The organism is Mesorhizobium sp. BR1-1-15 (assembly GCF_020165475.1).
Lineage (GTDB): Bacteria > Pseudomonadota > Alphaproteobacteria > Rhizobiales > Rhizobiaceae > Mesorhizobium.
In genome coordinates this window covers 38,394-63,551 of sequence record NZ_JAIUIF010000022.1, presented here as the reverse complement: position 1 = coordinate 63,551, position 25,158 = coordinate 38,394, and the positions used below count along the sequence as shown (strand labels likewise).

At 61.9% G+C, this 25,158-nt stretch carries 20 protein-coding genes; 10 read left to right on the top strand and 10 right to left on the bottom strand.

Annotated elements, in window-relative coordinates; all coding sequences use genetic code 11:
• Nucleotides 1-4: 4 nt before the first annotated feature.
• The 6 genes from LB541_RS26345 to LB541_RS26320 form a co-directional block, all read right to left on the bottom strand.
• Nucleotides 5-763, bottom strand: a complete 759-nt coding sequence (locus LB541_RS26345) for an aspartate/glutamate racemase family protein (RefSeq protein ID WP_224619934.1) — start codon at nucleotides 761-763, stop codon at nucleotides 5-7.
• A gap of 84 nt (nucleotides 764-847) precedes the next feature.
• Nucleotides 848-2,290, bottom strand: a complete 1,443-nt coding sequence (locus LB541_RS26340) for an amidohydrolase family protein (protein WP_140518195.1) — start codon at nucleotides 2,288-2,290, stop codon at nucleotides 848-850.
• Complete coding sequence (locus LB541_RS26335) at nucleotides 2,290-4,014, bottom strand: dipeptide ABC transporter ATP-binding protein (protein WP_140581943.1); 1,725 nt, start codon at nucleotides 4,012-4,014, stop codon at nucleotides 2,290-2,292. Before LB541_RS26335 ends, LB541_RS26340 begins: the two co-directional genes overlap by 1 nt.
• Nucleotides 4,014-4,913: an ABC transporter permease gene (locus LB541_RS26330; RefSeq protein ID WP_140518197.1), complete on the bottom strand. Its 900-nt coding sequence runs from the start codon at nucleotides 4,911-4,913 to the stop codon at nucleotides 4,014-4,016. The genes LB541_RS26335 and LB541_RS26330 overlap by 1 nt, the downstream gene beginning before the upstream one ends.
• Nucleotides 4,913-5,878, bottom strand: a complete 966-nt coding sequence (locus LB541_RS26325; protein WP_140500709.1) for an ABC transporter permease — start codon at nucleotides 5,876-5,878, stop codon at nucleotides 4,913-4,915. The genes LB541_RS26330 and LB541_RS26325 overlap by 1 nt, the downstream gene beginning before the upstream one ends.
• Nucleotides 5,879-6,038: 160 nt before the next feature.
• Nucleotides 6,039-7,610: an ABC transporter substrate-binding protein gene (locus LB541_RS26320; protein ID WP_140581946.1), complete on the bottom strand. Its 1,572-nt coding sequence runs from the start codon at nucleotides 7,608-7,610 to the stop codon at nucleotides 6,039-6,041.
• Nucleotides 7,611-7,769: 159 nt separating this feature from the next.
• On the opposite strand from LB541_RS26320, the gene LB541_RS26315 reads away from it, so the two are divergent.
• The 4 genes from LB541_RS26315 (at nucleotide 7,770) to LB541_RS26300 (ending at nucleotide 12,708) form a co-directional block, all read left to right on the top strand.
• Nucleotides 7,770-9,140 carry an amidohydrolase family protein gene (locus LB541_RS26315; RefSeq protein ID WP_224619933.1) on the top strand — a complete coding sequence of 457 codons (1,371 nt, stop codon included), beginning with the start codon at nucleotides 7,770-7,772 and terminating at the stop codon, nucleotides 9,138-9,140.
• Nucleotides 9,141-9,173: 33 nt separating this feature from the next.
• Complete coding sequence (locus LB541_RS26310) at nucleotides 9,174-10,370, top strand: amidohydrolase (RefSeq protein WP_140500712.1); 1,197 nt, start codon at nucleotides 9,174-9,176, stop codon at nucleotides 10,368-10,370.
• Nucleotides 10,360-11,835, top strand: coding sequence for an amidohydrolase family protein (locus tag LB541_RS26305; protein ID WP_224619932.1), 1,476 nt, complete (start codon nucleotides 10,360-10,362; stop codon nucleotides 11,833-11,835). Before LB541_RS26310 ends, LB541_RS26305 begins: the two co-directional genes overlap by 11 nt.
• 156 nt (nucleotides 11,836-11,991) lie before the next feature.
• On the top strand, nucleotides 11,992-12,708 hold the full coding sequence (locus LB541_RS26300; protein WP_140500714.1) for a GntR family transcriptional regulator: 717 nt from the start codon (nucleotides 11,992-11,994) through the stop codon (nucleotides 12,706-12,708).
• An 81-nt stretch (nucleotides 12,709-12,789) separates the two neighbouring features.
• On the opposite strand, the gene ade is transcribed toward LB541_RS26300, so the two are convergent.
• Both ade and LB541_RS26290 read right to left on the bottom strand, forming a co-directional pair.
• Nucleotides 12,790-14,589 (bottom strand): adenine deaminase, encoded by a 1,800-nt coding sequence (gene ade / locus LB541_RS26295; protein ID WP_224619931.1) that lies wholly within the window; start codon nucleotides 14,587-14,589, stop codon nucleotides 12,790-12,792.
• Entirely contained in the window at nucleotides 14,586-15,560 is a 975-nt protein-coding gene (locus LB541_RS26290; RefSeq protein ID WP_140518202.1) for a LysR family transcriptional regulator, read from the bottom strand. The genes ade and LB541_RS26290 overlap by 4 nt, the downstream gene beginning before the upstream one ends.
• A gap of 160 nt (nucleotides 15,561-15,720) precedes the next feature.
• On the opposite strand from LB541_RS26290, the gene LB541_RS26285 reads away from it, so the two are divergent.
• Genes LB541_RS26285 through LB541_RS26265 form a run of 5 tightly spaced genes read left to right on the top strand, consistent with a single transcriptional unit; the run spans nucleotide 15,721 to nucleotide 22,093 of the window.
• A complete protein-coding gene (locus tag LB541_RS26285; protein WP_140500717.1) occupies nucleotides 15,721-17,502 on the top strand; it encodes an adenine deaminase in 1,782 nt (593 codons plus the stop codon).
• A gap of 15 nt (nucleotides 17,503-17,517) precedes the next feature.
• Complete coding sequence (locus LB541_RS26280) at nucleotides 17,518-18,531, top strand: BMP family protein (RefSeq protein ID WP_140560696.1); 1,014 nt, start codon at nucleotides 17,518-17,520, stop codon at nucleotides 18,529-18,531.
• Between the two features lie 34 nt (nucleotides 18,532-18,565).
• Nucleotides 18,566-20,083, top strand: coding sequence for an ABC transporter ATP-binding protein (locus LB541_RS26275; RefSeq protein ID WP_224619930.1), 1,518 nt, complete (start codon nucleotides 18,566-18,568; stop codon nucleotides 20,081-20,083).
• Nucleotides 20,080-21,162 (top strand): ABC transporter permease, encoded by a 1,083-nt coding sequence (locus LB541_RS26270; RefSeq protein WP_224619929.1) that lies wholly within the window; start codon nucleotides 20,080-20,082, stop codon nucleotides 21,160-21,162. The genes LB541_RS26275 and LB541_RS26270 overlap by 4 nt, the downstream gene beginning before the upstream one ends.
• A complete protein-coding gene (locus LB541_RS26265) occupies nucleotides 21,155-22,093 on the top strand; it encodes an ABC transporter permease (RefSeq protein WP_140500720.1) in 939 nt (312 codons plus the stop codon). Before LB541_RS26270 ends, LB541_RS26265 begins: the two co-directional genes overlap by 8 nt.
• A 266-nt stretch (nucleotides 22,094-22,359) precedes the next feature.
• On the opposite strand, the gene LB541_RS26260 is transcribed toward LB541_RS26265, so the two are convergent.
• Together LB541_RS26260 and LB541_RS26255 are read right to left on the bottom strand one after the other, a co-directional pair.
• A complete protein-coding gene (locus LB541_RS26260; RefSeq protein ID WP_411969819.1) occupies nucleotides 22,360-22,758 on the bottom strand; it encodes a hypothetical protein in 399 nt (132 codons plus the stop codon).
• A gap of 224 nt (nucleotides 22,759-22,982) precedes the next feature.
• The gene (locus LB541_RS26255; protein ID WP_224619926.1) at nucleotides 22,983-23,387 is read right to left on the bottom strand and encodes a hypothetical protein; all 405 of its coding nucleotides are present in this window, start codon (nucleotides 23,385-23,387) and stop codon (nucleotides 22,983-22,985) included.
• Nucleotides 23,388-23,649: 262 nt separating this feature from the next.
• Here LB541_RS26255 and LB541_RS26250 point away from each other — a divergent pair, with 262 nt between their 5' ends.
• Entirely contained in the window at nucleotides 23,650-25,137 is a 1,488-nt protein-coding gene (locus LB541_RS26250) for an aldehyde dehydrogenase (RefSeq protein ID WP_140560692.1), read from the top strand.
• The last annotated feature ends 21 nt before the right edge of the window (nucleotides 25,138-25,158 follow it).

Sequence of the window (25,158 nt, the reverse complement as noted above, 5' to 3'; positions counted from 1 at the left end):
GGCATCAGCCCCCCGACACGCTGTGCGTGGAAGCCGAGCGGGTTGCTGCGGCGAGCGAAGCCGTCATGCTCCGCCGAGAGGTGGCGAAAGCATCCTGCCTGGGATGAAGTTCCAGGCCGACGAGCAATTCCGCGAGCCTGACAGCCGCCGACACCCCTTCGACGACCGGGACACCGTGAAGGCTGGCCAGTCGCCGCGCCATATCCGACATGCCGGCGCAGCCAAGCACGATGGCGTCGGCGCGATCGACCCGCAGCGCCTCCTGGATTTCTTCGCTGATGATCGACAAGGCTGCCTCGCCATTCGCTTCCAGCGCCAGGACGGGAATGCCGCTCGCCCGCACGGTGGCGAATGGCGAAAGGCCGTAGCGAACCAGATTGTCCTCGAGAATAGGAACGGAAACCGGCAAGGTGGTAATCACCGTGAAGCGCCTCGCCACGATGCTGGCGACGCGGGCGGCGGCCTCGCCTATGCCGATAACGGGCTTGCGCGTCAGCATCCGCGCGGCGTCGAGCCCGGTGTCGTCGAAGCAGGCGATGATATAGGCCTCCACGGCGTCACTGCGCTCGGCCCGTTCGATCCGGTCGAGAAGACCCGGGACCGCCTTCGCGCCATCGATCGGGCCTTCGATGGAAGCCGGGCCGCTGTCGTTCTGCATTGCGATGATTTCGGTGCCGGCCTGCGCGGTTAGCCGCGCCGCGACGGCGATGGATCCCGTCATCGACACGGTCGAATTGGGATTGATGATGCCGATGCGTACCATGCGAAAATTCCTATAGCCGCCGTCCGATGGAACGTGCATCGCTGCCGTTCCGCATCGCTGATGGGGCTGTCTCGATATTGAAGCCTATTCGATCAGATCCGTGTCGCGGCTGTGCCGCCAGAACCGGTCCGGGGTCCTGAGCAGATCGCGCAGACCCAGCCGCTCGATCATCAGTTCCGTCTCCCGCTGCGCGGCATCGAGCACGGCATCCTGATCGATATGAACCGGCTTGCGGTCGCGCAACAGCACGCGTCCGCCGACCAGCACGGTGTGGACATCGTTGCCGTTGGCAAAATAGGTGACACGGAATTCCGGCATGTTGGCCGGGTAGAGATGCGGGCGCCGCAGGTCGACAAGAATGACGTCGGCCTTCTTGCCGGGCTCCAGCGATCCGACCTGATGGTCGAGGCCCAGGACACGCGCGCCGTCGATGGTGCACATCTCCAGGGCCTTGCCCGGCGGAAGCCAGCTCGGATCGTGGAAATGAGTGCGATGATAGTGCATGCATTGCTGCATGTGACGGAACATGTCCGCGGAGCGGTCCGGCGCGGTCGCATCGGAGCCGATGGCCACCACGACGCCAGCGTCGAGAAGTTCCGTGACCGGGCAGCGCGCGAGAATGGCGGCCACGGCGCTCGGATTGTGCACGATGCTCGTGCCGGTTTCGGCGCAGATCGCTATTTCTTCGTCAGTCAGGGCGGTCGCATGCGACAGCAGTGTGCGCGGCCCCAGAATGCCGATCTCCCCGGCGATCTTCACGCTGCCCTTGGTATGACCATCCTGGGTGAAGATCAGGCCGCGCTGTTCGGCGATCTGCCTGACCTTGCGCGATTGCGCGATGGCGTCCCCTGCCCCGGGACCATCGAGATGTTCCTGATGCATGGTCGGCGTCAGCAGGGCGAGATGCAGACGATCCTCGTGGGTGCCGTGCCAGCGGTCGGCCAGCTTTTGCGAGGTGGCAAGCTGCTGGTCGAACGACACCGGATAATCGGTACGGCTGGCGCCCTTCCAACGTGCATAAGTCAGGGGGTGCGGCGGGCGCGTGGTGCCGACGGCGACCACTGAGCGCGTGCCGATGCCAAGCACGCCTTCCATATGGGCGTTGCCATAGGCCGGATCGTCGGTGCGCATGACCGAATCGCCGCCGCCAAGCAAGGACACGCCGGTCGTCACGCCGAAACGCAGGCGTTCCAGCGCGGCAAGCTGCGCCTCCGCATGCCAGAATTCCGGCGTCGAACCCACCGTATAGGCACCTTGGCATGCCCTGTACCAGAGGTCGCTGCGGCCGCCGCCCATCGTCTTGATCAGCCCGTGCCCGGCATGGGCGTGGCTGTCGACGAAGCCTGGCATGACGGCCATGCCGCGGGCGTCGATCGTCTCGCGCGCCGGATGGTCCCGCGCCACGTCTTGCGAAGCGCCGACGGCCACGATGCGGTCTCCCTCGATGGCTACGGCGCCATCGGGAATGATCCGCCGATCGGGATCGACAGCGATGACGGTGCCGTTTCTGATCAGAATGTCTGCCATCACAGGCTCGCTTCTCTTTTTTCGCTGCAAAGGATGCGGTCGAGCGAAGGCGCGAGGCGCAGGAGTTCGCGCGTGTATTCGTGAGTGGGCGCGGAGAACAATGTTTCGGTATCCGCGAGTTCGACGATCTCGCCGCCTTTCATCACGGCGACCCGGTCGCACATCTGCCGTATCACCGCGAGGTCGTGGCTGATGAACAGCATCGACAGCCCGGCAAGATCTCGTAGGTCCTTCAACAGGTTGAGAATTTGCGCCTGCACCGACACGTCGAGCGCCGAGGTCGGCTCGTCGCAGATCAGCAGCGATGGCCGGGGGCCGAGCGCCCTCGCAATCGCGATGCGCTGGCGCTGGCCGCCTGAAAAGGCATGGGCGAACCGAGAGCCGGCCTGCGCCGGCAGGCCCACCGCCTCGAGCAATGTCTCGGCGTCCAGCCGCGCTTCCGCTGCGCTGGAGGCAAGCTTGTAGAACAGGATTGGCTCCGCGATCGCCGAATTGATCCGCAGCCTTGGATTGAGGGCCGAATACGGGTCCTGGAACACCATCTGGAGTGACTGGCGCACGGTCTTGTCGCGACGGGCGGCCAATGCCGTGCCCTGAAACTCTATGGTTCCCGAACTCTGCGTCACGAGACCGGCAATGGTGTTGGCGACCGTGGTCTTGCCGCAACCGGACTCGCCGACAAGCCCGAAGATTTCGCCGCGGCGCACCTCGAAGGAGACGTCCTTCACGGCCTTGAAGACCGATGCCTTGCGGCCCGGGATGAACGAGCGCTGGCCGTATTCCACGCAAAGATTGCGTACCGTCAGCGCGGTTTCGCCGTTGCGCCCCGCAGCGGTGCCGGTGTTCTTGGAGCGCACGGCTTCGCGCGCCTCCAGTGTTGTCTTCGTTTCCTCGCTTGGGACCGGCAAACGGTCAAGGCGAATGTCGATCGGCGGAACAGCGGCGATCAGCGTGCGCGCGTAAGGTGCCTTGGGCGCCGTCAGCACATCGTGTGTCAATCCACTCTCGACCACGCAACCGTTCTGCATGATCGTGACCCGGTCGGCAATTTCCGCAACCACGCCCATATTGTGGGTAACCAGCAGGACGCCGACGCGGCGATCATCGGCAAGTTCGCGGATCAACTTGAGGATTTGCGCTTGCACCGACACGTCGAGCGCCGTCGTCGGCTCGTCGGCGACGATCAGCCTTGGGTCGCAGGCAAGTGCGGTGGCGATGACGACACGCTGGCGTTGGCCGCCCGACAATTGATGCGGATAATTGCCCAGCCGGCGTTCCGGCTCGGGAATGCCAACGGCTCTCATCAATTCGAGCGCGCGGGCCCTGGCTTCGCGGCGCCCGATCTTCAGATGCGCCAGCATGCCTTCGCACAACTGGCTTTCCACGGTGAAAAGCGGGTTCAGGCTTGTCATCGGATCCTGAAAGATCGCGCCGACGTCACGGCCTGGAATGATCCCCTTGGTGCGACCGGTTCGGATGTCGATCGGCTTGCCCGCTATGGTGATGGTGCCGGAAGCAATCCTGCCGGGAGCCTGCAACAAGCCCATCAGCGCATTGCCGACGGTGGTTTTTCCCGCACCGGATTCTCCCACCAGCGCATGTATCTCGCCGGGCCGGATCGTCAGGTCGATGTCGTCGACGGCAGCGAGAATGCTGCCGTTGGCAAGCGGATATTCGACCCGCAGATTCCTGATGTCGAGTGCGTGTGGCGTTGTGTTTTCCATCAGTTCGCCATCAGTTTGGGGTTGAAGCGATCGCGCAGGTAATCGCCGATTATGTTGACTGCCAGAACCAGGACGACTAGCACGACGGCGGGCATAACGGCGATCCACCACAGGCCAGAGAACAGGAACTCGTTGCCGATGCGGATCAGCGTGCCGAGCGAGGGATAGGTGGCCGGCATGCCGGCGCCGAGGAACGACAGGGTCGCCTCGGTCAGGATCGCGCCCGCCAGATTGATGGTGGCGATCACCATGACGGAGCTCATCACGTTGGGCAGGATGTGCCGCATCATGATGCGGCGGGACGGAAGACCGATGACCTTGGCGGCTCGTACATAGTCGCGGGAAATTTCCACCATGCTGGAGGCCCGCACAGTGCGGGCATATTGCACCCATTCGTTGACGGCGATCGCGAAGATCAGGATGACCGGTGCCCAGCTCGAGACCGTATCGGCGCTCAATTGCGCGCGGGCTATGCCGCTGATCAGAAGCGCGACGAGGATCGTCGGAAAGCTCACCAGAACATCGGCGATCCGCATCACGATGCTGTCGATGATACCGCCGAAATAGCCGGCTATCGATCCCAGCGTGACGCCTATGGCAGCGGCCAACAATACCGCCCCGGCGCCGATCAGCATCGATATGCGCAGGCCGAAGAGGATGACCGAGACCAGATCGCGTCCCTGATTGTCGGTGCCCAGCAGGAAGCGCGGATCGCCACCGTCCATGAACACGGGCGGGATTTCCATGTCGATCAGCGAATATGAGGAGACATCGCGCGGATCGATGGGTGCGATCAACGGAGCGAAGATCACCAGCACCAGCATGGTCACCAGGATCAAGCCAGCGATCATGACCGAGATGGGAGGAAGCCTGCGAGACAGAGATACCTGCGTTGCCATCATTTTGTCCTCAGCCGCGGATCGATCAATGCGTAGAGCATGTCGACGACCATGTTGATCACGACGAACAGGAAGCCGACGAACAGCAGATAGGCCGCGAGGACGGGGATGTCCGGATAGCCGACGGCGTTGGTGAAAAGCAGCCCCATGCCCGGCCACTGAAAGACGGTTTCGGTGACAATGGCGAAGGCGATGAGTTGTCCGATCTGCAGCCCGGTGACGGTCACGACCGGCATCAAGGCATTGCGCAGCGCCAGACGGCCGTAGATGTAGCGGCGGGGCAGACCGCGCGCGAAGGCGAAGCGGACATAGTCCGAAGAGAGCACGTCGATCATCTCGGAGCGCACGAGGCGCATGATCAGCGTCAACTGGAACAGCGCCAGTGTGATCGAAGGCAGGATCAGCGATTTGAGGCCGGAGGCCGTCAGGAAGCCTGTCTTCCAGAAGCCGAGATCGACAAGCTCGCCACGCCCCGAGGACGGCAGCCAGCGCAGACTGACGGCGAAGATCAGGATGAGCAGCAGGCCGGTGACGAATGTCGGCATGGATATCCCGACGAGGGTCAGCGACTGGATCAGCCGCGACAGAAAGCCGTTCGGCTTCAGGGCGCAGAGAACCCCCGTCGGGATGCCGATGAACAGCGACAGGAGGGTCGCGACCACGACCAGTTCCAGCGTTGCGGGAAGCCTGGTCAACAGCAGGCTGACGACAGGCTCCTGGTAGCGAAAGCTGGTGCCGAGGTCGCCATGAAGCGCGCGCCCGACGAATTCGAGGAACTGTACGAAAAGTGGCCTGTCGAGTCCGAGAGCGACGCGCAAGGCATCCTTCTCAGCCTGGCTCGCGCCTTCGCGCACCATCGTGGCGACCGGATCGCCGACGAAACGGAACATGATGAAGGCGATGGCGGTTACGGCAACCATCACGAGGATGGCCTGCAACAGCCGCACCGATAGAATCCGGATCATCAGGAAAAACCTTTCAAGAAGCGCGGATCGAGACAGGCGGGGCTTGCGCCACCGCTGGAGCAGCTCGCGATCCACCACGGATAGCAGGCGCTCCAACCGAGTCAGGCGTGTCCGCGAAAGCTCCCTCGCAAGCGCGGGCACGCCTTACCGGCGCATTTTCCTAGTTCATATGCGCGAACCAGGGACGCACATACTCGTCGGGGAATTGCGGCATGTCGACCTTGTCGCTCATCGCCCAGGCGACCGGCTGCTGGTGCAGCGGCAGATAGAGGGCCTCATCATGCGTGATCTTGAAGGCCGCCTTCAGCATATCCACCCGCTTGGCCTCGTCCAGTTCGGTCGATGCCGAACGGGCCAATTCGTCGATCTTGGCGTTGGAAAGCCCGTTGGGGTTGCTGCCGCCATAATTGCCGTCATTGGTCGCCAGCAAGGCTTGCAGCACGCTGTAGCCATCCATCGGCGGTAGCGAGGCCCATCCGAGCATATAGATATCGAGATCGCCCTTATCCATTCGAGGGAAATAGGTCGTCTTGCTTTCGACGTGCACGTCGGCCTCGACGCCGATCTTGGCCCACATCGACGCGATTGCCAGGCAGATCTGTTCGTCGGCGATGTAGCGGTCGTTGGAACAGGCCAGTCCAACCTTGAAGCCGTCGGGATAGCCGGCTTCCGCCAGCATGGATTTCGCCTTCGCGACATCATAGTCCAGCGGTACGTCGATCGACTGATCGTAGCCGGTGACCTGTGGCGCGACCAGCGTGCCGGAGGTGCGCGACTTTCCGCGCATCAAACGCTTCTGGATCGTGTTCAAGTCGACCGCGTGCCAAAGCGCCTGGCGCACTTTCACGTTCAGCAGCGGATTGGGCTTGCCGGGCGCTGCATGAAGCTCCGGCCGGAAGCTGAAGCCGAGAAAGATCTCGCGCAGCGACGGGTTCTCGACAACCTTCAGGCCGGCGGTGTTGGCGACCCGGTCGATGTCCTGCAACGGAACCGGCGCGATCATGTCGAGTTCGCCCGAAAGCAGCGCCGCGACGCGCGTGGCGTTCGAAGCGATCGGGCGGAATTCCACCCCCGTCAGATTGTGCTGCGGCTTGTCCCACCATTCCTTGTTGACGGCGAAGACCGAGCGCGAGTCCGGCTCGTAGCTGACCAGCTTGAACGCGCCGGTGCCATTGGCATGATTGCTGGCGTAGGTGACGACCCCCGTCGAGGCATTGCCGGGCTTGAGGGCATTGTGCTCCTCCATCCATGGCTTGCTCATCATGTAGATGGCGACGAGATCGTTCAGGAGCAGCGGATAGGGTCCGCGCAGGATCAGGTCGACCGTGTAGTCGTCAACCTTCTCGACGCCGGTTACGGCGGAGAGGTTTTCTCGGTTGCGCGCGCCGGGATCGATCTGACGTTGGATGGTGGCGACGACATCATCGGCATTGAAGGGTTGACCTTCGTGGAACTTGACGCCCTGCCGCAGCTTGAAGCGCCAGCGCGTCGGCGAGACGATCTCCCAGGAGGTCGCAAGCGCAGGCTCGATAGCCATTTCCTTGTTGCGGCGCACCAGCCCGTCGAACACCATGTTCTGGACGCTCTGGGTAAAACTGTCGACCTGGGCATTCGGATCGTACGAAATGACGTCGCCGGCCGATGACCAGCGCAGTGTCTGTGCAAGCGAAGGCGCTGTCACCGACATCACCATCGCAAGTCCGGCGAGCAGGACCCTAACGCATTTTCTCATTCTCTTCTCCCATTTGTATACGAAGTTTCCGATATATTGGATACCATTTATCCCCATTGATATCGTACACACATTGTGCACAATATCAAGGCAGGCATGTTCGATTTCGTTTCTCATGTGCAAAACCGCTCAAGTGACCGTTCCGAAAAGGGATTCCGAATGACCCAGGCCTTGCTGATAGAAAACGGTGTCATCGTCACCATGGATGCGGGGCGCCGGATTTTCTCGAGGGGTCATGTCCTGGTGGAGGATGGCCGGATCGTCACCGCCGGCGACGGCGCGGCCCCCGCCACAGATCATAAGGTGGCGCGCATCGATGCTTCGGGAATGGTTGTCATGCCGGGTCTCGTCGACACGCACGCGCATGCGGGTCACATGCTGACCAAAGGCCTGGGAGACGATTCCGAAGCCTGGATGACTATCGCGGGGCGTATCTATGCAGAGGCGTCGGATACGGAATTCTGGGCAGCCGAGGCCACATTGTCGGCCCTTGAGCGCATAAAATGCGGAACGACCACCGCTGCCCTGCTGTTTGGCGGCGGGCCGGACATCATGCGCACCGAGGCGCCGGGGGCAGCACGGGCACATCTTGCCGCCATCGCCGAAATGGGAGTGCGCGAGATACTCGCCGTCGGGCCGAACCGGCCGACCTCGTCCCATGTCTATCGGGACCACGCATACGTTCCGTCTGTCGAAATCACCATTTCGCCGGAAACCCAGTTGGCAGTGTGCGCGGAAATCATCGATGATTGGGCTGGTCGCGATGGCCGGGTGCGGATTGCGGTCTCTCTCCCGGTGTTCACTCGGCGCGAACTTGACGAACAAACGGTATACAATCTGTCCCGCAATGCTCGCGACCTTGCTCGCGCAAAAAACGTGCTGTTCATCCAGGATGGCCATCGCGACGGTTCCATCGCCGCCAATGCGGAACGGCTCGATCTGTTCGACGAGCATTCGCTGCTGGCGCACTGCATCGAACTGACCGAGGCAGACATCGCCGCGCTGAAACGCAGCCACGCCAAGGTGGCGCATAATCCAAGTGCTCTGATGTCGGTCTCGGGCCGTTGTCCGGCGACGGAACTGATGGAAAGGGGTGTCACCGTGTCGCTCGGCACCGACGCGGCGGCGCCCGATCGCTCTTTCGACATGTTCCGCAACATGTTCCAGGCGCACCGCTATCATGCCCGGCACTTCAGGAACGATGCGGTCCTGCCGCCGATGCAATTGCTGGAGATGGCGACCATCGAGGGCGCGCGTGCCCTGTCGATGGAGAACGAAATCGGCTCGCTGGACCCGGGCAAGCGCGCCGACATCATCCTGGTCAACATGCGCCAGCCGCATCTGTGGCCGCCGGCACACCCCGCGCAGCGGCTGGCACGCTTCGCCAACGGCGCGGATGTTGACACGACGATCGTCGACGGGCGTGTCCTCATGCGCGGACGCCGCCTCGTCGATCACGATGAAGACGCCATTCTGGATCGCGCCGAAGGAGCCTTCCATCTGATGATGAAACGCGCCGGGCTGGCATAGGCCGAGTTCCGGGGCGCAAACAGGGAGACCCAGATGACCGAAGACCTTCTCATTCGCAATGTCAGGCCCTTGGGCGGCGCTGTCACGGACCTCTACATTCGCGACGGTCGGTTCGCGCACGCAACCAGCGGGAAAGCGGCGCATGAAATCGACGGGCTTGGACAGGTTGCCCTGCCCGGCCTGGTCGAGGCGCACACGCATCTCGATAAGACGCTTGTCGGCATGGACTGGTTTCAGAACCGTGTGGGACCCACGCGCAACGACAGGATCCTGGCCGACAGGAAGGCCAAGCGGGAACTCGGCATCGATGCGCGCAGGCAATCGGCGCGTCAGATCGTGCAGACGCTGGCTTTCGGCGTGACGCATATCCGCAGCCATGTCGATGTGGATACGGAAATCGGCATTACCAACATCGAGGGTGTCGTTGCAACGCGCGAAGCCTTCAAGGGATTGGTCGACGTGCAGGTCGTCGCCTTCCCGCAAAGCGGCATGCTGGGACGCGAAGGCACGCAGGCGCTGATGGAGGACGCATTGAAGGCGGGGGCCGATATTGTCGGCGGCATCGACCCGGCAACGATCGAGCGGGATCCGGTTCGCCACCTGGACGCAATCTTCGCGCTCGCGGATCGATACGGCAAGCCGGTCGACATTCATCTGCACGAACCGGGAGAATTGGGCGCCTTCTGCCTTGAGCTGATCGTCGAACGGACCAAGGCGCTCTCCCTTCAGGGCCGCGTCATGGTGAGCCATGCCTATTGTCTCGGCATGCTGGACACGCATAGGCAGCACACGTTGATCGACGCGCTGGCGGCTGAAGACATCGCCGTCATGACGGTCGGCAGCCCATCCGCGCCGGCGGTTCCGCTGCGCATGATGCGCCAGTCCGGCCTCGTCGTGGCATCCGGTTCCGACGGCATCCAGGGCACCTGGGAGCCATGGGGCAATGGCGACATGCTGGAGCGGGCCAAATATCTTGCGCAGCGCAACGGCATGACCAACGATGCCGATCTGGAAGAGACGGCGCGCGTTTGCACCTTTGGCGGCGCGCAAGGTATCGGCCTGACGGATTATGGGCTTTCGCCCGGTTGCCACGGCGATGTCGTGCTGGTTTGCGCGCGGACCCTGGCGGAAGCCGTGGCCCTGACCCCACGGAAGCGCACGGTCATCCGCGGCGGCCGCGTGCTCGTGCGTGACGGTGCGCTGGCCGGAGATCTGCCCGATGTCGCATAGTCGTCGGACGAACCAGCGTGACGACGGACCTGTCCTGCTCACCGCGCGATGGGTTGTCGGCCACCGGGACGGGCGCCATGTCCTTCTGGAGAATGGCGAGGTCGTCCATGAGAACGGCAGGATCGTCTTCGTCGGCCATCGCTACGGCGGGCCTGTAAAGCGGCGGATCGATCATGGCAGGGCGCTGATCGGCCCGGGTTTCATCGATCTGGATGCGCTTTCGGACCTGGATACGGGCGTGCTCGGCCTCGATCATCAACCCGGCTGGAAGAAGGGCCGCGTCTGGCCGCGCGACTATGTGGAAGCCGGGCCGGTCGAAATGCTGGCGCGCGAGGAGCTGGCGTTTCAAAAACACTATGCCTTCGCGCAACTCATCCGCAACGGCATCACTACTGCATTGCCGATCGCATCGCTGTTTTATCGTGCATGGAACGAGACATCGGACGAATTCGCATCCGCCGCCGAAAGCGCCGCAGAGTTGGGCCTTCGCGTCTATCTCGGGCCTGCCTTTCGCGCCGGCCATTCCGTCATCGAGGTGGATGGCGGCATCGTCGTCGAGGTGGACGAAGAGCGCGGCGCGGAGGGTCTGGACGATGCCGTTGCCTTTTGCCTGGAGCACGAAGGACGCTTCGGCGGATTGGTGCGAACCATGCTTGCACCGGACCGTGTCGAGTTCTGGACCGCCGACCTGTTGCGCAGGACCGCCAATGCCGCGCGAGACCTCGGCGTGCCGGTCCGTCTGCATTGCTGCCAGTCTTCATTCGAGATCGAGACAGTGCGTCGCCGGTTCGGCACGACATCCGCCCGCTGGCTCCAGGACATCCGCTTTCTCAGCGAAAGAGCGTTGTTGCCGCATGGCACCCACGCCGACGGCGATGATCTCGAAATCATCGCCGGTTCGGGTGCCACATTGGTGCATTGCCCGCTGGTGATGGCGCGGCATGGCGCGGCGCTCGACAATTTCGCCCGCCTTCGCGGCCAGGGTCTGCGCATCGGCATGGGCACGGACACCTGGCCACCCGACATGGTGCAGAACATGCAGGTCGGCCTGATGCTCGGCCGCGTCATGGCGGGCAATCTGGAGACGCCGAAATCAGCCGATCTCTATGACGCGGCAACGATTGGCGGCGCCGACGCGCTCGGCCGGTCGGACCTGGGACGTTTGCAGGCGGGAGCAGCCGGCGACATCGTCGTGTTCGACCTGTCCGGCAACCATCTGGGACAGGTCCTCGATCCGATCGCCTGCCTGACGACGTCCGCAAGCGGACGCGATGTGCACACGGTCATCATTGACGGGCGCACCGTGATGAGCGCCCGAACCATTCCGGGTTTCGATCTCGATGCAGCCCACCAGCGCGCACAGGCCCAGTTCGAACGGCTTGTCCAGCGTTATCCGCAACGCACCTGGCGACATCCGACGGTCGCCGAGATTTTCCCTCCCAGCTATCGGATGTTCATGGCATGAGGGCTCCAGAAACGACACACAACGATTGGAATAAACCTTGATGGCACGCGAGCCGACGGCATTGGCCCTCGACGCCGGGCCGTTTGCATCTCTAAACTCCGGCTTTGCGGATGCTTTTCTTCTTGTGTGCTTGGATATGAATTTTCAGGATCGGTCATGACAATCAACATTCGCAATAAAAATCCGAAATCCGCCGTATCCAAGTCCGACGCGGTCTATCGCACGTTGAAGCGCGTCATACTCGACCAGGCGCTGACCGCGGGAACAAAGCTGCCTGAGGATTCGATCGGCGAGCGGCTGGGCGTCAGCCGCACCATTGTCAGGCAGGCGCTGGCAAGGCTGAACGGCGAAGGCCTGGTCGAATTGCGCCCGCACAAGGGCGCCTGCGTCGCGCAGCCGAGCCTGGAGGAAGGCCACAATATATTCGAGGTGCGGCGGGCGCTTGAAGCGCTGGTGGTCGACACGCTGATCGGCAAGCTGACGCCGCAAAAGATCAAACAGCTCGAAGCTCATGTCGACGCGGAAGAGATGGCCAAAGCCAACAATGCCGCGTCGTCGATTCAGTTGGCCGGCGAATTTCATGTGCTGCTTGCCTCGCTCACCGGAAACGAACTGTTGCTGCGCTATGTCACGGAACTCGTTTCGCGTTCATCGCTCATCCTGTCGCTCTACGGGCGGCCGCATTCGTCCGACTGTGCCGTATCCGAGCATCACGAGATCATTGCCGCCCTGGCCGCGGCCGACCGGAACAAGGCTGCTGCCTTGATGGATCATCATATTGATGCAATCACCACACGTGCACTGCTGAAAGCGAAACCCGAAAATGACTTTCCGGACCTTCTTGCTGCCTATGCGCGGGAGGAAGGGCTATGATTTATTGGATGAATGCCGAAGAGACGAGGAGTGACCCGAAAATGATCAGGACGAAGGTGATGTCAGGTTAAATCCGCCTCCTCATGCGGTCGTGGCGACCAGCACTTCGGTCGGCTGGAACTTCAACACATCGATCAGTCCGATGTCGGAGATGCGCAATTCCGGGATGACGACAAGCGCCAGCAGAGAGTGCTGCATATAGGCATTATTGAGGGCGCATCCGCAGGCAAGCATCGCCGCGATCAGGCCATTGGCTTCTTCTGCCACGATTTCGGCGCGCTGGTCAGACATCAGTCCGGCGATCGGCAGCTTGACAAGCGCAAGTTCGCGTCCTTCGCTGAACAGCACGACGCCGCCGCCGACCTGTCCCAGCCGATTCGCCGCCAGCGCCATGTCGTCCTTGTCGGTACCCACCACGATCATGTGATGACTGTCATGGGCGACGGTGCTGGCGATGGCGCATGGTTTATCATAACCGAAGCCGGAAACGAACGCGTTGATGACCTTTCCCGTGCCGTGATGCCGTTCCACCAGCGCGATCTGGCAGACGTCACCGGTCCGATCCATCTGAACGATACCATTCAAGGCGCCGAGCGAAGCCTCCAGGGCACGGGTCGGTGCCTGGTTCTCGAGCACGCCGATGACCCGCGCCATGACCTGGTTCGCACCCTCGGGCGCCACGATGTCGAAGTCCGCCGCTGAGAGCTTCTTGCCCAAGCGAACCGTGTTCTTGGTCGAGGCGGGATAGTCGTAGGGCGTGATGTCGGCGACGAGCTTGCCGTCGTTCGACACCACACAGCCGCGTGCGATGACGGTTTCGACCGGGAGTTCGGTGAGATCGGAGGTCAAAACCAGGTCGGCGCGCCGCCCGGGCGTTATCGAGCCAAGCTCACGCTCCATGCCGAAATGCTGAGCAGTATTCAGGGTGGCCATCTGAATCGCGGTGATCGGCTTTAATCCCTGGGCGATGGCATGGCGCACAACGCGGTTCATATGGCCGTCATTGACTAGTGTGCCGGAATGGCTGTCGTCGGTACACAGCACGAAATTGCGCGAGTCCAGGCTGAGCTCGGTCAGCGCCTTGATCTGCGCGGCGACGTCGTACCAGGCGGAGCCAAGCCGTAACATGGCGCGCATGCCCTGGCGCACCCGCGCAACGCAGTCCGCCAGGCTGGTGCCTTCGTGATCGTCGGACGGACCGGCGGCGACATAGGCATGGAAGGGCAGACCGAGATCCTTCGAGGCATAGTGGCCGCCCACCGTCTTGCCTGCCGCCTGAGTGGCAGCGATCTCGGCCAGCATGTCGCCATTTCCGGCGACCACCCCAGGAAAGTTCATCATCTCGCCGAGGCCGACGATGTTCGGCCACGACATCGCCTCACGCACGTCGGCGGGACCGAGGCTGGCACCCGCGTTCTCGAGGCCCGGAGCGCTCGGCACGCAGCTCGGCATTTGCACGAACACATTGATCGGCAGTCCGGCAGCCTCGTCGTGCATCAGCTTGACGCCCGGCATGCCCAGGACGTTGGCGATCTCGTGCGGGTCGATGAACATCGAGGTGGTGCCATGCGGGATGACCGCACGCGCGAACTCGGTAACGGTAACCATGCCGCTCTCGACATGCATATGCGCATCGCACAGCCCTGGCAGCGCGTAGCGGCCCTCTCCGTCGATAATCTGCGTCTCGGGGCCCACGGCATGGTCGGAATTCGGGCCGACGAAGGCGAAGCGGCCGACCGCGATGGCAATGTCCGTCGCGGGGATGATCTCGCCCGAATGGACATTCACCCAGCGCACGTTCCGGACCACCATGTCGGCCGGCGTGCGTCCCATGGCGACATCAACCAACTGCGGCGCGCATTCGAACCAGCTCTGGATCATCTGTTGTTTTCTCCCCCGGCGCGCGCGCCCGCAAAGGGCCGCACGACCTCGACGCAATATCTTGGCGAACTGTAAGCGGCGCGCTGGCGGTAATAGTCCAGGCAGAAATCAAGGAAAACGGCGAACTTACGCGACACATACCGGCGTCGCATGTAGAGCAGATTGATTGGAACCAGTGGCGAGCGCCATTGCGGGAGCACCGGCACCAGATCGCCGTTCTTGCACTCGATCTCGGTGAAGAAGGCTGGCAGATAGACGATACCCTCGCCGGCTACGGCGAAGTATTTCAGCATCCAGTAGTCGTTCGCCATGCACTGCGCGGTCGGCATGAAGTCGACCGTTTCCGCGCCGCGCTCGAGATGCCAGGATTGCACGCCGCTCGGGCGGCGGAAGGCGACGGCCCCATGGCCCGCCAAGTCTGCGGGCGTCGACGGTTCCCCGAATTGCTCAATGTAGCGCGGGCTGGCGTAGAGACAGAAGGAAGCCTCCCCGAGCTTGCGAGCGATGTAGTCTGAGTTCGCCGGCTCGCCCCAATGGAATATGCCGTCGAAAGGCTGGTGCTTTTCGGGCGCCAGGAAATAGCCGAGCGAAAGGAAGATCACGTCGACATTCACCTGCGGATACTGTTGACGGAAGGCGAACAGCAGTTCCGAGGTGAAGGAAGTGCCGAACTCGCCGGTCGAGCCGATCGTCAGCGTGCCGGCGATATCGTGGCCCGCCTCGGCGATCGCCGCCTTGGCTCCTTCGCAACTTTCCTTGATGCGTTGCGCATGGTCGAGGAACTCGGCCCCGGCATCGCTCAAATGCAGTTCCCGACCGTCGCGCACAAACAGTGCGACACCGAGCGAATCCTCCAACGCGCGCACTTTGTGACTGAGGCTGGACTTGGGCAGTCCATACAGTTTCGCGGCGTGCGAGAGCGACTGCGCCTCCGCCACTTTGATAAAATAATCGATCGCTTCAAAATCCATCGATCGTCCAAGAATTTGAACGGTGCGTCCAGAACTAGCCAGAAACTGCCATTTGCATGGACGACCCTAATACGACAGGATCAGAGCGCGCAAGGTGGGATTTTTGGCGCAGACAAGCTTGGTCCCAAGCCCGAGCGAGGCCACACGAGCGGAGATGAATTTGTCCGACATACGCGAATTCATCCGTGCTGGTCGCGCCGAGCATAAATCGACTCTCATCGTCACCGGCGGCACACTAGTCAACGTCGCTTCGGGTGAGATCTATCCGGCCGACGTCGCCGTCTACAAGGATCGCATCGTCGCTGTCGGAGACGTCTCGGAGTACCGCGGCCCCGAGACCGAGATGATCGATGCTACTGGTTATTTCCTCTGCCCTGGCCTGATAGACGGCCACCTCCACGTTGAATGTTCCAAGATGTCGGTAACTAGCTTCGCCAAGGCGGTGGTGCCGCTCGGCACCACTTCGATTGTGTCGGGCCTCGACCAGATCCTCGTGGTGTCCGGCCTGGAAGGCGCCCGCGAATTCCTCGACGAGGCCAAGGCAACCCCTCTCAAGATCTTCTGGGGCGCACCATGCAAGACGCCCTACACACTGCCTCGCTCCAACGTCGGCTATTATTTCGGACCGGACGATCACCGCGCCACCCATTCCTGGCCGGAATGCGTCGGCATATGGGAGACGGTGCGCGAGTTCGTCGACACGATGGATGAGCACGTTCTGCAGGCGGTCGAGATCGCCGAAAAGAGCCGTCTGCCGATCCTCGGCTGCTCGCCGATGTGTCGCGGCAATCGATTGAACAGCTACCTGCAGGCCGGAGTGCGCTCCGACCACGAGAGCTACACGGCGGACGAGATGCTGGAGAAGCTGCGCAAAGGCATGCATGTCGTCATTCGCGAATCTTCGATCTCCCATTTTCTCGAAGAGAACCTGCGGATGGTCACCGAGATGGGAATAGCCGCGACGAGCCGGGTCAGCTTCTGCACCGATGACGTGGTCGCCTCGGATATTCTGGCCCGCGGCCACCTCGACAACATGATCCGCATGGCGGTCGCGATGGGAGTTCCGCCGCTCACCGCCATCCAGATGGCGACCATCAACGGCGCCGAGGCGCTGCGCATCGGCCAGAAGGTCGGCTCGATCTCGCCCGGGCTCGCCGCCGATATCCTGCTGGTCAAGGATATCGCGGATTTCCATGTCTCAGGTGTCATCGCGAAGGGCAAGCTGGCCGCCCGCGACGGCAAGCTCGTGGACGATCTTGCGCCGCCTGCCCGCAGCGCCGTTGTCACCAACACATTCAAGGTAGCGCCGGTTTCACAGAAAGACCTATTGGTGCGCGCGCCCGGAGCGGGCGACAAGGCGGCCGTGCTGGCGATCGCCGTTACGCCCGAGAGAATATTCGTACGCACGCGACGTGATGTCGTGCTCCCGGTCCGCGACGGCTATATAGACGCGGATCCATCACAGGACGTGCAGTATCTCACCGTCGTCGAACGCTACGGCCGCACTTCCCATCGGCCGGTCGCGTTCGCTTCAGGCTTCGGACTGCGCTCCGGCGCACTCGCCACTTCGACGGCGCCTGATGATAACAACATCGTTTGTGTGGGCACCAATCCCCACGACATGTCGTTGGCAATCAACCACATTATCGAGAACAATGGCGGCCAGGCGGTGGCGGACGGCGGTCGGATCGTGTCATTCCTGCCGCTGCCAATCGGCGGAATCGTATCGGACATTGATCCTCCAGAGATGGCGAAGAAAGAGCAGGAGCTCGACGCCGCCGCGCGCGCGCTCGGCTGTAGGCTGCCATGGCCTTTCATGTACATGTTCGTGCTGCAGATCACCGCGATACCCGATTTCGCGATAACCGATCTCGGCCTGATCGATTGCATAAACCTGACGGTGGTCGATCCGTTAAGCCGGCTTCATGACTGGGAACGCTAGAAAAGGGAGGGAACCATGCTGAAAAACCTTGTTGTCGCTGTTTCGCTCGTGGCCGCGACGTGGCTGTGGGGCGGCCGCGTACAAGCCGAAGAGCCGACCAAGCTCAGGATCGCCGGCATTCTTTCGGCGGGCAAGGAAGCACCGTGGGAATCATCCTTCGTGAGTTCCATGGACCGGATCATCGCCGCCAAGCCCCACGGCCTCGACATCGAGGTCAATTATACCGAGAACGTTTACGACAATGCCGAGCAGGTGTTCCGCACCTATGCCGAGACCGGCGACTACGACATCTTGTTCGGCGACACCGCCTATGCAGATGCGATCGAGAAGCTGAAGGACGAATTCCCCGATACGATGTTCGTCATGAGCGGTTCGGGCAATCGCGGACTCGGCGGCAATGCCTATTGGATATTCGTCCACGCGCACGAGCCTGCCTACGTGATGGGGCAACTGGCCGGCAAACTCACGAAGTCGAATGTCATCGGCGCCATCTCCACCTTCCCGGCCGAAGATACCAACGATCAGATCAATGCCTTCTTCACCGGCGCCAAGGAAGCGAACCCAAAGGTGAAACAGAAGATCACCTTCATCCAGTCCTGGTTCGATCCGGCTAAATCGAACGAGGCGACCTCGGCGCAGATCGCCGCCGGCGCGGACATGATCTACCAGATGTCGGGCGCCTTCGAGGTTTGTGAGGAGCGCGGCATAGGCTGCTTCGGCAATTATGTGGACATGTCGAAAGTGGCGCCGAAGTCGATCGTCGCCTCCACCATCGTCAAATGGGATCCGCACATTAATTGGATCATCGATGAATGGTGGAAGGCAAAGACCATGAACGCCAAATTCGACGCGCCGAAGGAACCAAGGTGGTTCAGCTGGCAGCAGGGTTCGGGCGACCTCATCCTCAATCCTGCTTGGGAAGCCAAAATGCCCGATGACGTAAAGGCGCTTGCGGCTGAAACGGCCAAGGCCATCCAGAGCGGCGAGAAGAAAATCGAGCTCAATGTGAACGAGCCGAAATCGGACTGACGCCGGAGGTGGTGCCAAGCCGGGCCGATCCGAGATGAGCAAGATACCGCGCCTGTCGGTTCGGCACCTGACGAAGCGTTTCGCTGCGCTTGCCGCCAATGACGACGTCTCGCTCGACGTCATGCCCGGAGAATTGCATTGCTTGTTGGGGGAGAATGGCGCAGGCAAGTCGACACTGTCGTCCTGCCTTTATGGGCTCTACCAGCCAGACGCCGGCGAAATTCGGGTGGACGGCAAGACCGTCCAGCTAGGCTCGCCGGGCGAAGCCATCCGCGCCGGCATCGGCATGGTGCACCAGCATTTCGTCTTAGTGCCCAGCTTCACTGTGCTGGAGAATGTGGCGGTAGGCACGGGCTCCGGCTGGCGGCTCGGCCGGGCTGAGGCTCTGTCCAGGATCGAGACGATCTGCTCCACCTACGGCATCTCGCTCAACCCACACCGGCACGTCGGCGACCTTTCCGTCGGCGAACAGCAATGGGTCGAGATTGTCAAGGCGCTCTACACTGGCGCCAGACTGCTTATCCTCGACGAACCGACGGCGGTGCTGACGCCCGAGGAATCGCGCCGCCTGTTTGCGATCGTGCGGCGGCTCACCAGTGAAGATCTGTCGGTCGTGCTGATCAGCCATAAGATGTCGGAAGTGATGCAATCCGACCGGGTCAGCGTGCTTCGCAAGGGCAGACTGGTCGGAACGGTCGTAACCTCGAACGTCAGCCGCGACCAACTCACCACCATGATGGTCGGCCGCTCCGTTGCGGCGCCGGCGCGCGCCGCAGATACGAAAGCGACCGGCGAGACGGTGCTTTCGGTGCGTGGGCTCACGCACCTGCGCGATGGAAGGCCCGTGCTGGACAACGCATCGCTCGACATCGCAGCCGGCGAGATCGTCGGCATCGCCGGCGTTTCCGGGAATGGCCAAGATGAGCTGTTCGAGTGCCTCGCAGGCCTCGCCGCGCCCGACGGCGGCACGGTCTTGCTCGATGGCGAAACTCTGCAGGCGTACTCACCGGCGACGATTGCTGCGAAAGGCATTGGCTACGTGCCCAGCGACCGCTTCCGCGACGGGCTCGTTGCCGATCTCGATATCGGCGAGAATCTTGTACTCGGCCAACAATGGCAAACGCGCTGGCGCAATGGGCCATTTATCGACACCGCGGCGCTCGACGCAAATGCACGCATGGTCATCGCTGCCTATTCGATTGCCGCAACCGGGCCGTCGTCACCCTCTCGCAAATTGTCTGGCGGCAACGCGCAGAAGGTCATCCTCGCCCGCGAGTTCGCCAAAGCGAAGCGGCTTCTGCTGTGCAACCAGCCGACGCGCGGCCTCGATGTCGGCGCCATCGAATTCGTCTACCGACAACTCCTGCACAAGCGCGACGAAGGCTGCGCCATCCTGCTTGCGAGCGAGGAACTGGAGGATCTTTTCGCTCTCAGCAGTCGTATATGTGTGATGTTTCGCGGCCGCGTCCTTGCGGTGCTCGATACGGAAAAAACCACCTATGACGAAATCGGCAGCCTGATGGCCGGCCATGGGAGCGAGGCTGCGGCGTGACCGGTTTCAACCTCGTGGAGTGGCGCCTCGAGCGCCGGCTGGAACCGCGGCCGACCGCGCGCATCGTTGCACTTGCTTTGGCGGCGATCGCGGCGGTTTTGGTTTGCAGTCTGCTTTTCGCCGCCGCGGGCGCCAGCCCGGGTGCCGCCTTCACGGCTCTCCTGAAAGGCAGCTTTGGCTCGTTGCGCGCCGCCGGCGAAACGCTGGTCAAGGCAACGCCCCTGATCTTCACCGGTCTTGCTGCCTGTGTCGCCTTCCGCGCGCGTATCTGGAACATTGGCGCCGAAGGCCAGGTTTTTGCCGGCGCCATGTTCGCTTATTGGGCGCAGCACAATCTCACCGGCTTTTCGCCTTTCATCCAAATTCCTGTGGTTATAGTCGGTGGCATTGTCGGCGGCGCACTCTATGCCGGCCTTGCGGGCGTGCTGAAGACCCGCTTCTCGGTCGATGAGGTGATCTCGACCGTCATGCTCAACTACATCATCGTCTATGTCCTTTCGCTGCTGCTGCTGCGCGGCCCATGGAGCGAGGCGGGCGCCTTCTTCGAACAGACGCCGAAGGTCGATCCGGGCTCGGTGCTTCCGTTGCTGTTTTCCGGTTCACGCCTGCATTCCGGCTTCCTGCTGGCGATTGTGGCGGCTGGCTTGGTTCACATGCTGTTGACGCGCACACCGCTGGGCTATGAGATCAAGGCTGCCGGGTCCAACATGCGCGCGCTCGATGTACAGGGCACCAATACTCGAAGGCTGGTCATAGTTGTGCTTCTGGTTTCCGGCGCGCTTGCGGGGCTCGCGGGGATCACGGAAGTCTACGGCGTCCATTACCGCCTGAAGGCAGGCGTAATAGCAGGTTACGGCTACAGCGGCATCATCGTGGCCATCCTCGGCCAATTGCATCCGCTTGGCGTCGTCGTTTCCTCGGTGCTGTTCGGAGCGTTGCTCAACGGCGCTACGCTCATGCAGATCAAGACCGGCGTGCCCTCGGCGCTGATATACGCCATCCAGGCGATCCTGCTTTTGTTCTTCCTAGCTGGCTGGGCAGCGTGCAATTTCCGCCTGCGGAGGGTCGGCCGTGCTTGACGCACTCTTTCAAACCTCAATCCTGGTCAGTGTGGCGGCGGCCACCATCCGCATCAGCACCCCGCTCCTGCTCGCCGCACTTGGAGAACTCATCGCCGAGCGCAGCGGCGTCTACAATATGGGTCTTGAGGGCATGATGCTGATGGGAGCCTTCACCGGCTATCTCGCCGCCTATGAAAGCGGGTCGTTATGGCTGGGCGTCCTCGCCGCCGGATTTACCGGCGCGCTGATGGCTCTCGTCTTTGCCGTGCTGGTGATCACGCTGAAAGTAGAGCAGATCGTCACCGGTCTTGCCGTCAACCTGCTCGGCGCCGGCCTTTCCACATACTGGTTGCGTTCCGCTTTCGCTGGCGACGGCAAGACGCCGACCATCCCTTTCTTCGCCGATGTGCCGGTGCCAGGGCTGAGCGATGTTCCCGTGCTGGGCCCCATCCTGTTTGACCAGCGGGTGCTGACCTACATAGCCTTTCTGATGGTGCCGGCGGTATGGCTCTTCCTGTTCCGAACGCGTTATGGACTGATCGTGCGCTGCGCCGGCGACAATCCCAAGGCCCTCGATGTTAAGGGGGTAAAGGTCGCGCCGGTGCAATATGCCGCCGTGCTCTTCGGCGGCCTGATGGCGGGCGTTGCCGGCGCGTTTCTCTCCGTCGGCCAGGCGGCGCGTTTCGTGCCGGACATGACCAACGGGCGCGGCTGGCTGGCCATCATCATCGTCATCGCCGGCCTATGGCGCCCCTACCCGATTTTCGTGGCGGCTCTGGTGTTCTCCTTCCTCGACGCGCTGCAATTGCAAATCCAGGGCGTCGGTATCGCCATTCCCTACCAATATATGTTGATGATGCCTTATGTTGCGGCGATCGTTGCGTTGATGATCCGTCGCTCGCGGACCAGCGCACCGGCTATGCTGGGCGTGCCGTACAGGCGGGAATAGGGTGGTCGGTTTTCATTCTGCTGCTGTAAGGCTGCCTGTACGTAGCTGCCATGCGGCATGGCTCAACCCGTGACCGCGGCAGCAAGCTTCCAGCAAGATCGACCGCTTTGGCGAAGCCGGTATTGTAGCCCAACCCGCCCAGGTAGGGAGACCTGACCGTCAGTCACGGGACGTCACAGGGCAAGCAATTTGCCGCCCTGGAAATCTGGATCGTTGGAACTCGACTATCCCGCTGGTGGTTAGCCAGAAGGCTGCATAAGCCTCGCTCAGGAACGCCAGCCACCACTGCCGAAGTGACCTGAACTACGGAGCGTCGCCAGCAGGATGTTGGCTGCTCCGCGTTGATCAATCTTCGCTTGCTCACCAAGCGGAGACGCATTCCAGGCAGCCAGTTCTGACACCAAAAGAGCGGTATCCCCGTCTACCGATGCGCATCTAAGTTGTCCGTTCTTCCCCATCACGATTATAGCTGTACCCATCACGCCATATCCAATCGCAGCTATCCGCTGAACCCAGGTATCGCCGTCAACGCGGACATCGAACAGAACCGACCCTTCGGTTTTTTCCGCAGCGTCCGCCACACGATCACAGAACGGTCGATTGAGGCCTTCGATGTTGCCGAGTGACTGCTCAAACAAGGCCAATTCGACATGCTCTGCCACCATAGCTGTGAGAGTGCGCGCTAGCTGGCCCAATCAGCAAGACACCAGGACCCATTATCCACAGCAGCCACAGCTGGTCCCCTTTTTGCCTACTTAATGCTCCCCCCGTCGGACCGCGAGCCGGGCGACGGCCTCTATGGCTTGGTCGACCTGGTCCGTCGTGGTGTAGTGTGACAGACCCAGCCGTGCGACGCCTTTTTTCGCGCGGTCCAAGCCTGCCGGAGGCTTCATGGCATAGAGTCGCCGGCCCAGCCGAAGATGTTTTTCCTCAGCCAGCGCAGCCGCGTTTTCCAGCGGCGAGCGATTGGCCAGCCGGAAGCTAAAGGTCGGCACGCGCGCGTCCAGTCGGTTGCGGCTGGCGATGCCGAGAGCGTCAGGCCGGGTATGGCCGTCGTACCGGCGAGGAATCGATCCATCAACCCAGCCTCGTAGGCGGTCGCCGCCTCCAATCCCGTCACGATGCGCCGGTCCAGCGGCGCCGCCGCGTCGACACCAGCACATTGCTCGCCGAGCCACGCGATGTGCTCGATCGCCGCTTGCGTGCCGGCCTGCGCCTCAAAGCACGGCGTGCCGGGCGGACGCACCTTGAGCGGGGTGAGCCGTTCGCGCAATCCGACCGCCACGAACATCATGCGCTTCTCGACGACAGATTTGGTCCCCCGTGCTGCGCCTGAGGGCTCATCTGGAGCTTCGGTATGGATATCATTTTTAGCCTCTCCATCACGCATCCTGCCCCCTTTTCCCGGTTCGGTGCCCTTGACAAGCGGAAAGTATCGGTATTTTCTCCATGAAATGATATTATTATTATCTGGAAAAGATGTTTAATTCACCTCTCAGATGTCCCGCATCAGGGCATCGGACGAGGGCCTTGAGTGAGGAAGACAGGAGAACCGGATGGCGGGCGAGCTCAGCAAAATGAAGATGTATATCGGCGGCGAGTGGGTCGAGCCGGCATCAGGGGACTACTTCGAGACGGTGGATCCCTTCACGGCCAAGCCATGGGCGCTGGTGCCGAGAGGAAATTCCGCGGACGCTGACCGCGCCATTCGCGCTGCGGACCGTGCTTTCAGAAAAGGTCCCTGGGGATCCATGCATCCCTCCGAGCGCGGAAGGCTTATTTATCGGCTTGGCAGCCTCATCGAAGAACATGCCGACGCGCTCGCGGAAATCGAGGTGCGCGACAATGGCCGCCTGCTCGCGGAAATGCGGCATCAAATCCGCTACATTCCCAAATGGTACTACTACTATGCGGGTCTGGCCGACAAAATCGAAGGCGTCGTCCATCCCTGCGACAAGCCGGCGCTGAGCTATTCCCGTCCGGAGCCTTTGGGGGTTTGCGTAGGCATCGTTCCATGGAACGCGCCGTTGCTCCTTTTCTCGCTCAAGGCCGCGCCCGCTCTCGCAGCGGGGAACACCATCGTCATGAAGCCGGCGGAACATACGTCCGCCACCGCCCTGAAGCTTATGGAGTTGGTCGAACTGGCTGGCTTCCCGCCTGGGGTGATCAACGTCGTGACCGGGTTTGGCAAGGAAATTGGCGAGCCGCTCGTTACGCACCCATTGACGCGTCATGTGGGCTTCACGGGCTCGACGGCAACTGGAGCGCATCTGTATTCGCTTGCGGCTCGCGACGTGAAGCGGGTCAGTCTCGAGCTGGGCGGCAAATCGCCAAATATCGTCTTCGATGATGCTGACCTGGACAACGCTGTCCGCGGCGTGGTCGGTGGCATTTTTGGAGCGACAGGACAGACCTGCATCGCCGGTTCGCGCCTGCTCGTGCAAAGACGCATTCACGACCAGTTCGTCGAGAAGCTTTCGGCCTTTAGCGGCGCGGCACGCGTCGGTGATCCGCGCAAGGTAGAGACCCAGATCGGCCCGATTGCCAACGCCATGCAGTACGACAGGGTGCTGGGTTACATAGACATTGCAAGGCAGGAGGGCGCAAGCCTCGTCTTGGGAGGCAAGCGACCCCAGCTTGCCGAGTGCAAGGACGGTTTCTTCATAGAGCCGACCATATTCACCGGCGTCAAAAACGATATGCGGATCGCCCGCGAGGAAGTATTCGGCCCGGTCCTCTCGACGATCGTATTCGACGACCAGGAAGAAGCGGTAGCGATCGCGAACGACAGCGAGTTCGGCTTGGCGGCCGGCGTCTGGACTTCAGACATGAAACGTGCGCTCCGCATGTCCGAACAACTCGATGCGGGCAGCGTCTGGATCAACACTTATCGCGACATCTCCTACACGACTCCGTTCGGCGGCTACAAGAAGAGCGGCTTAGGGCGCGAAAACGGCGTGGAGGGCATTCGCGAATACCTCCAGACGAAGGCGGTGTGGCTATCTATGGCCAAAGAAATCGAGAACCCCTTTGTCATCGGTTGAAGGTCAGCGGGTAGATTGGAG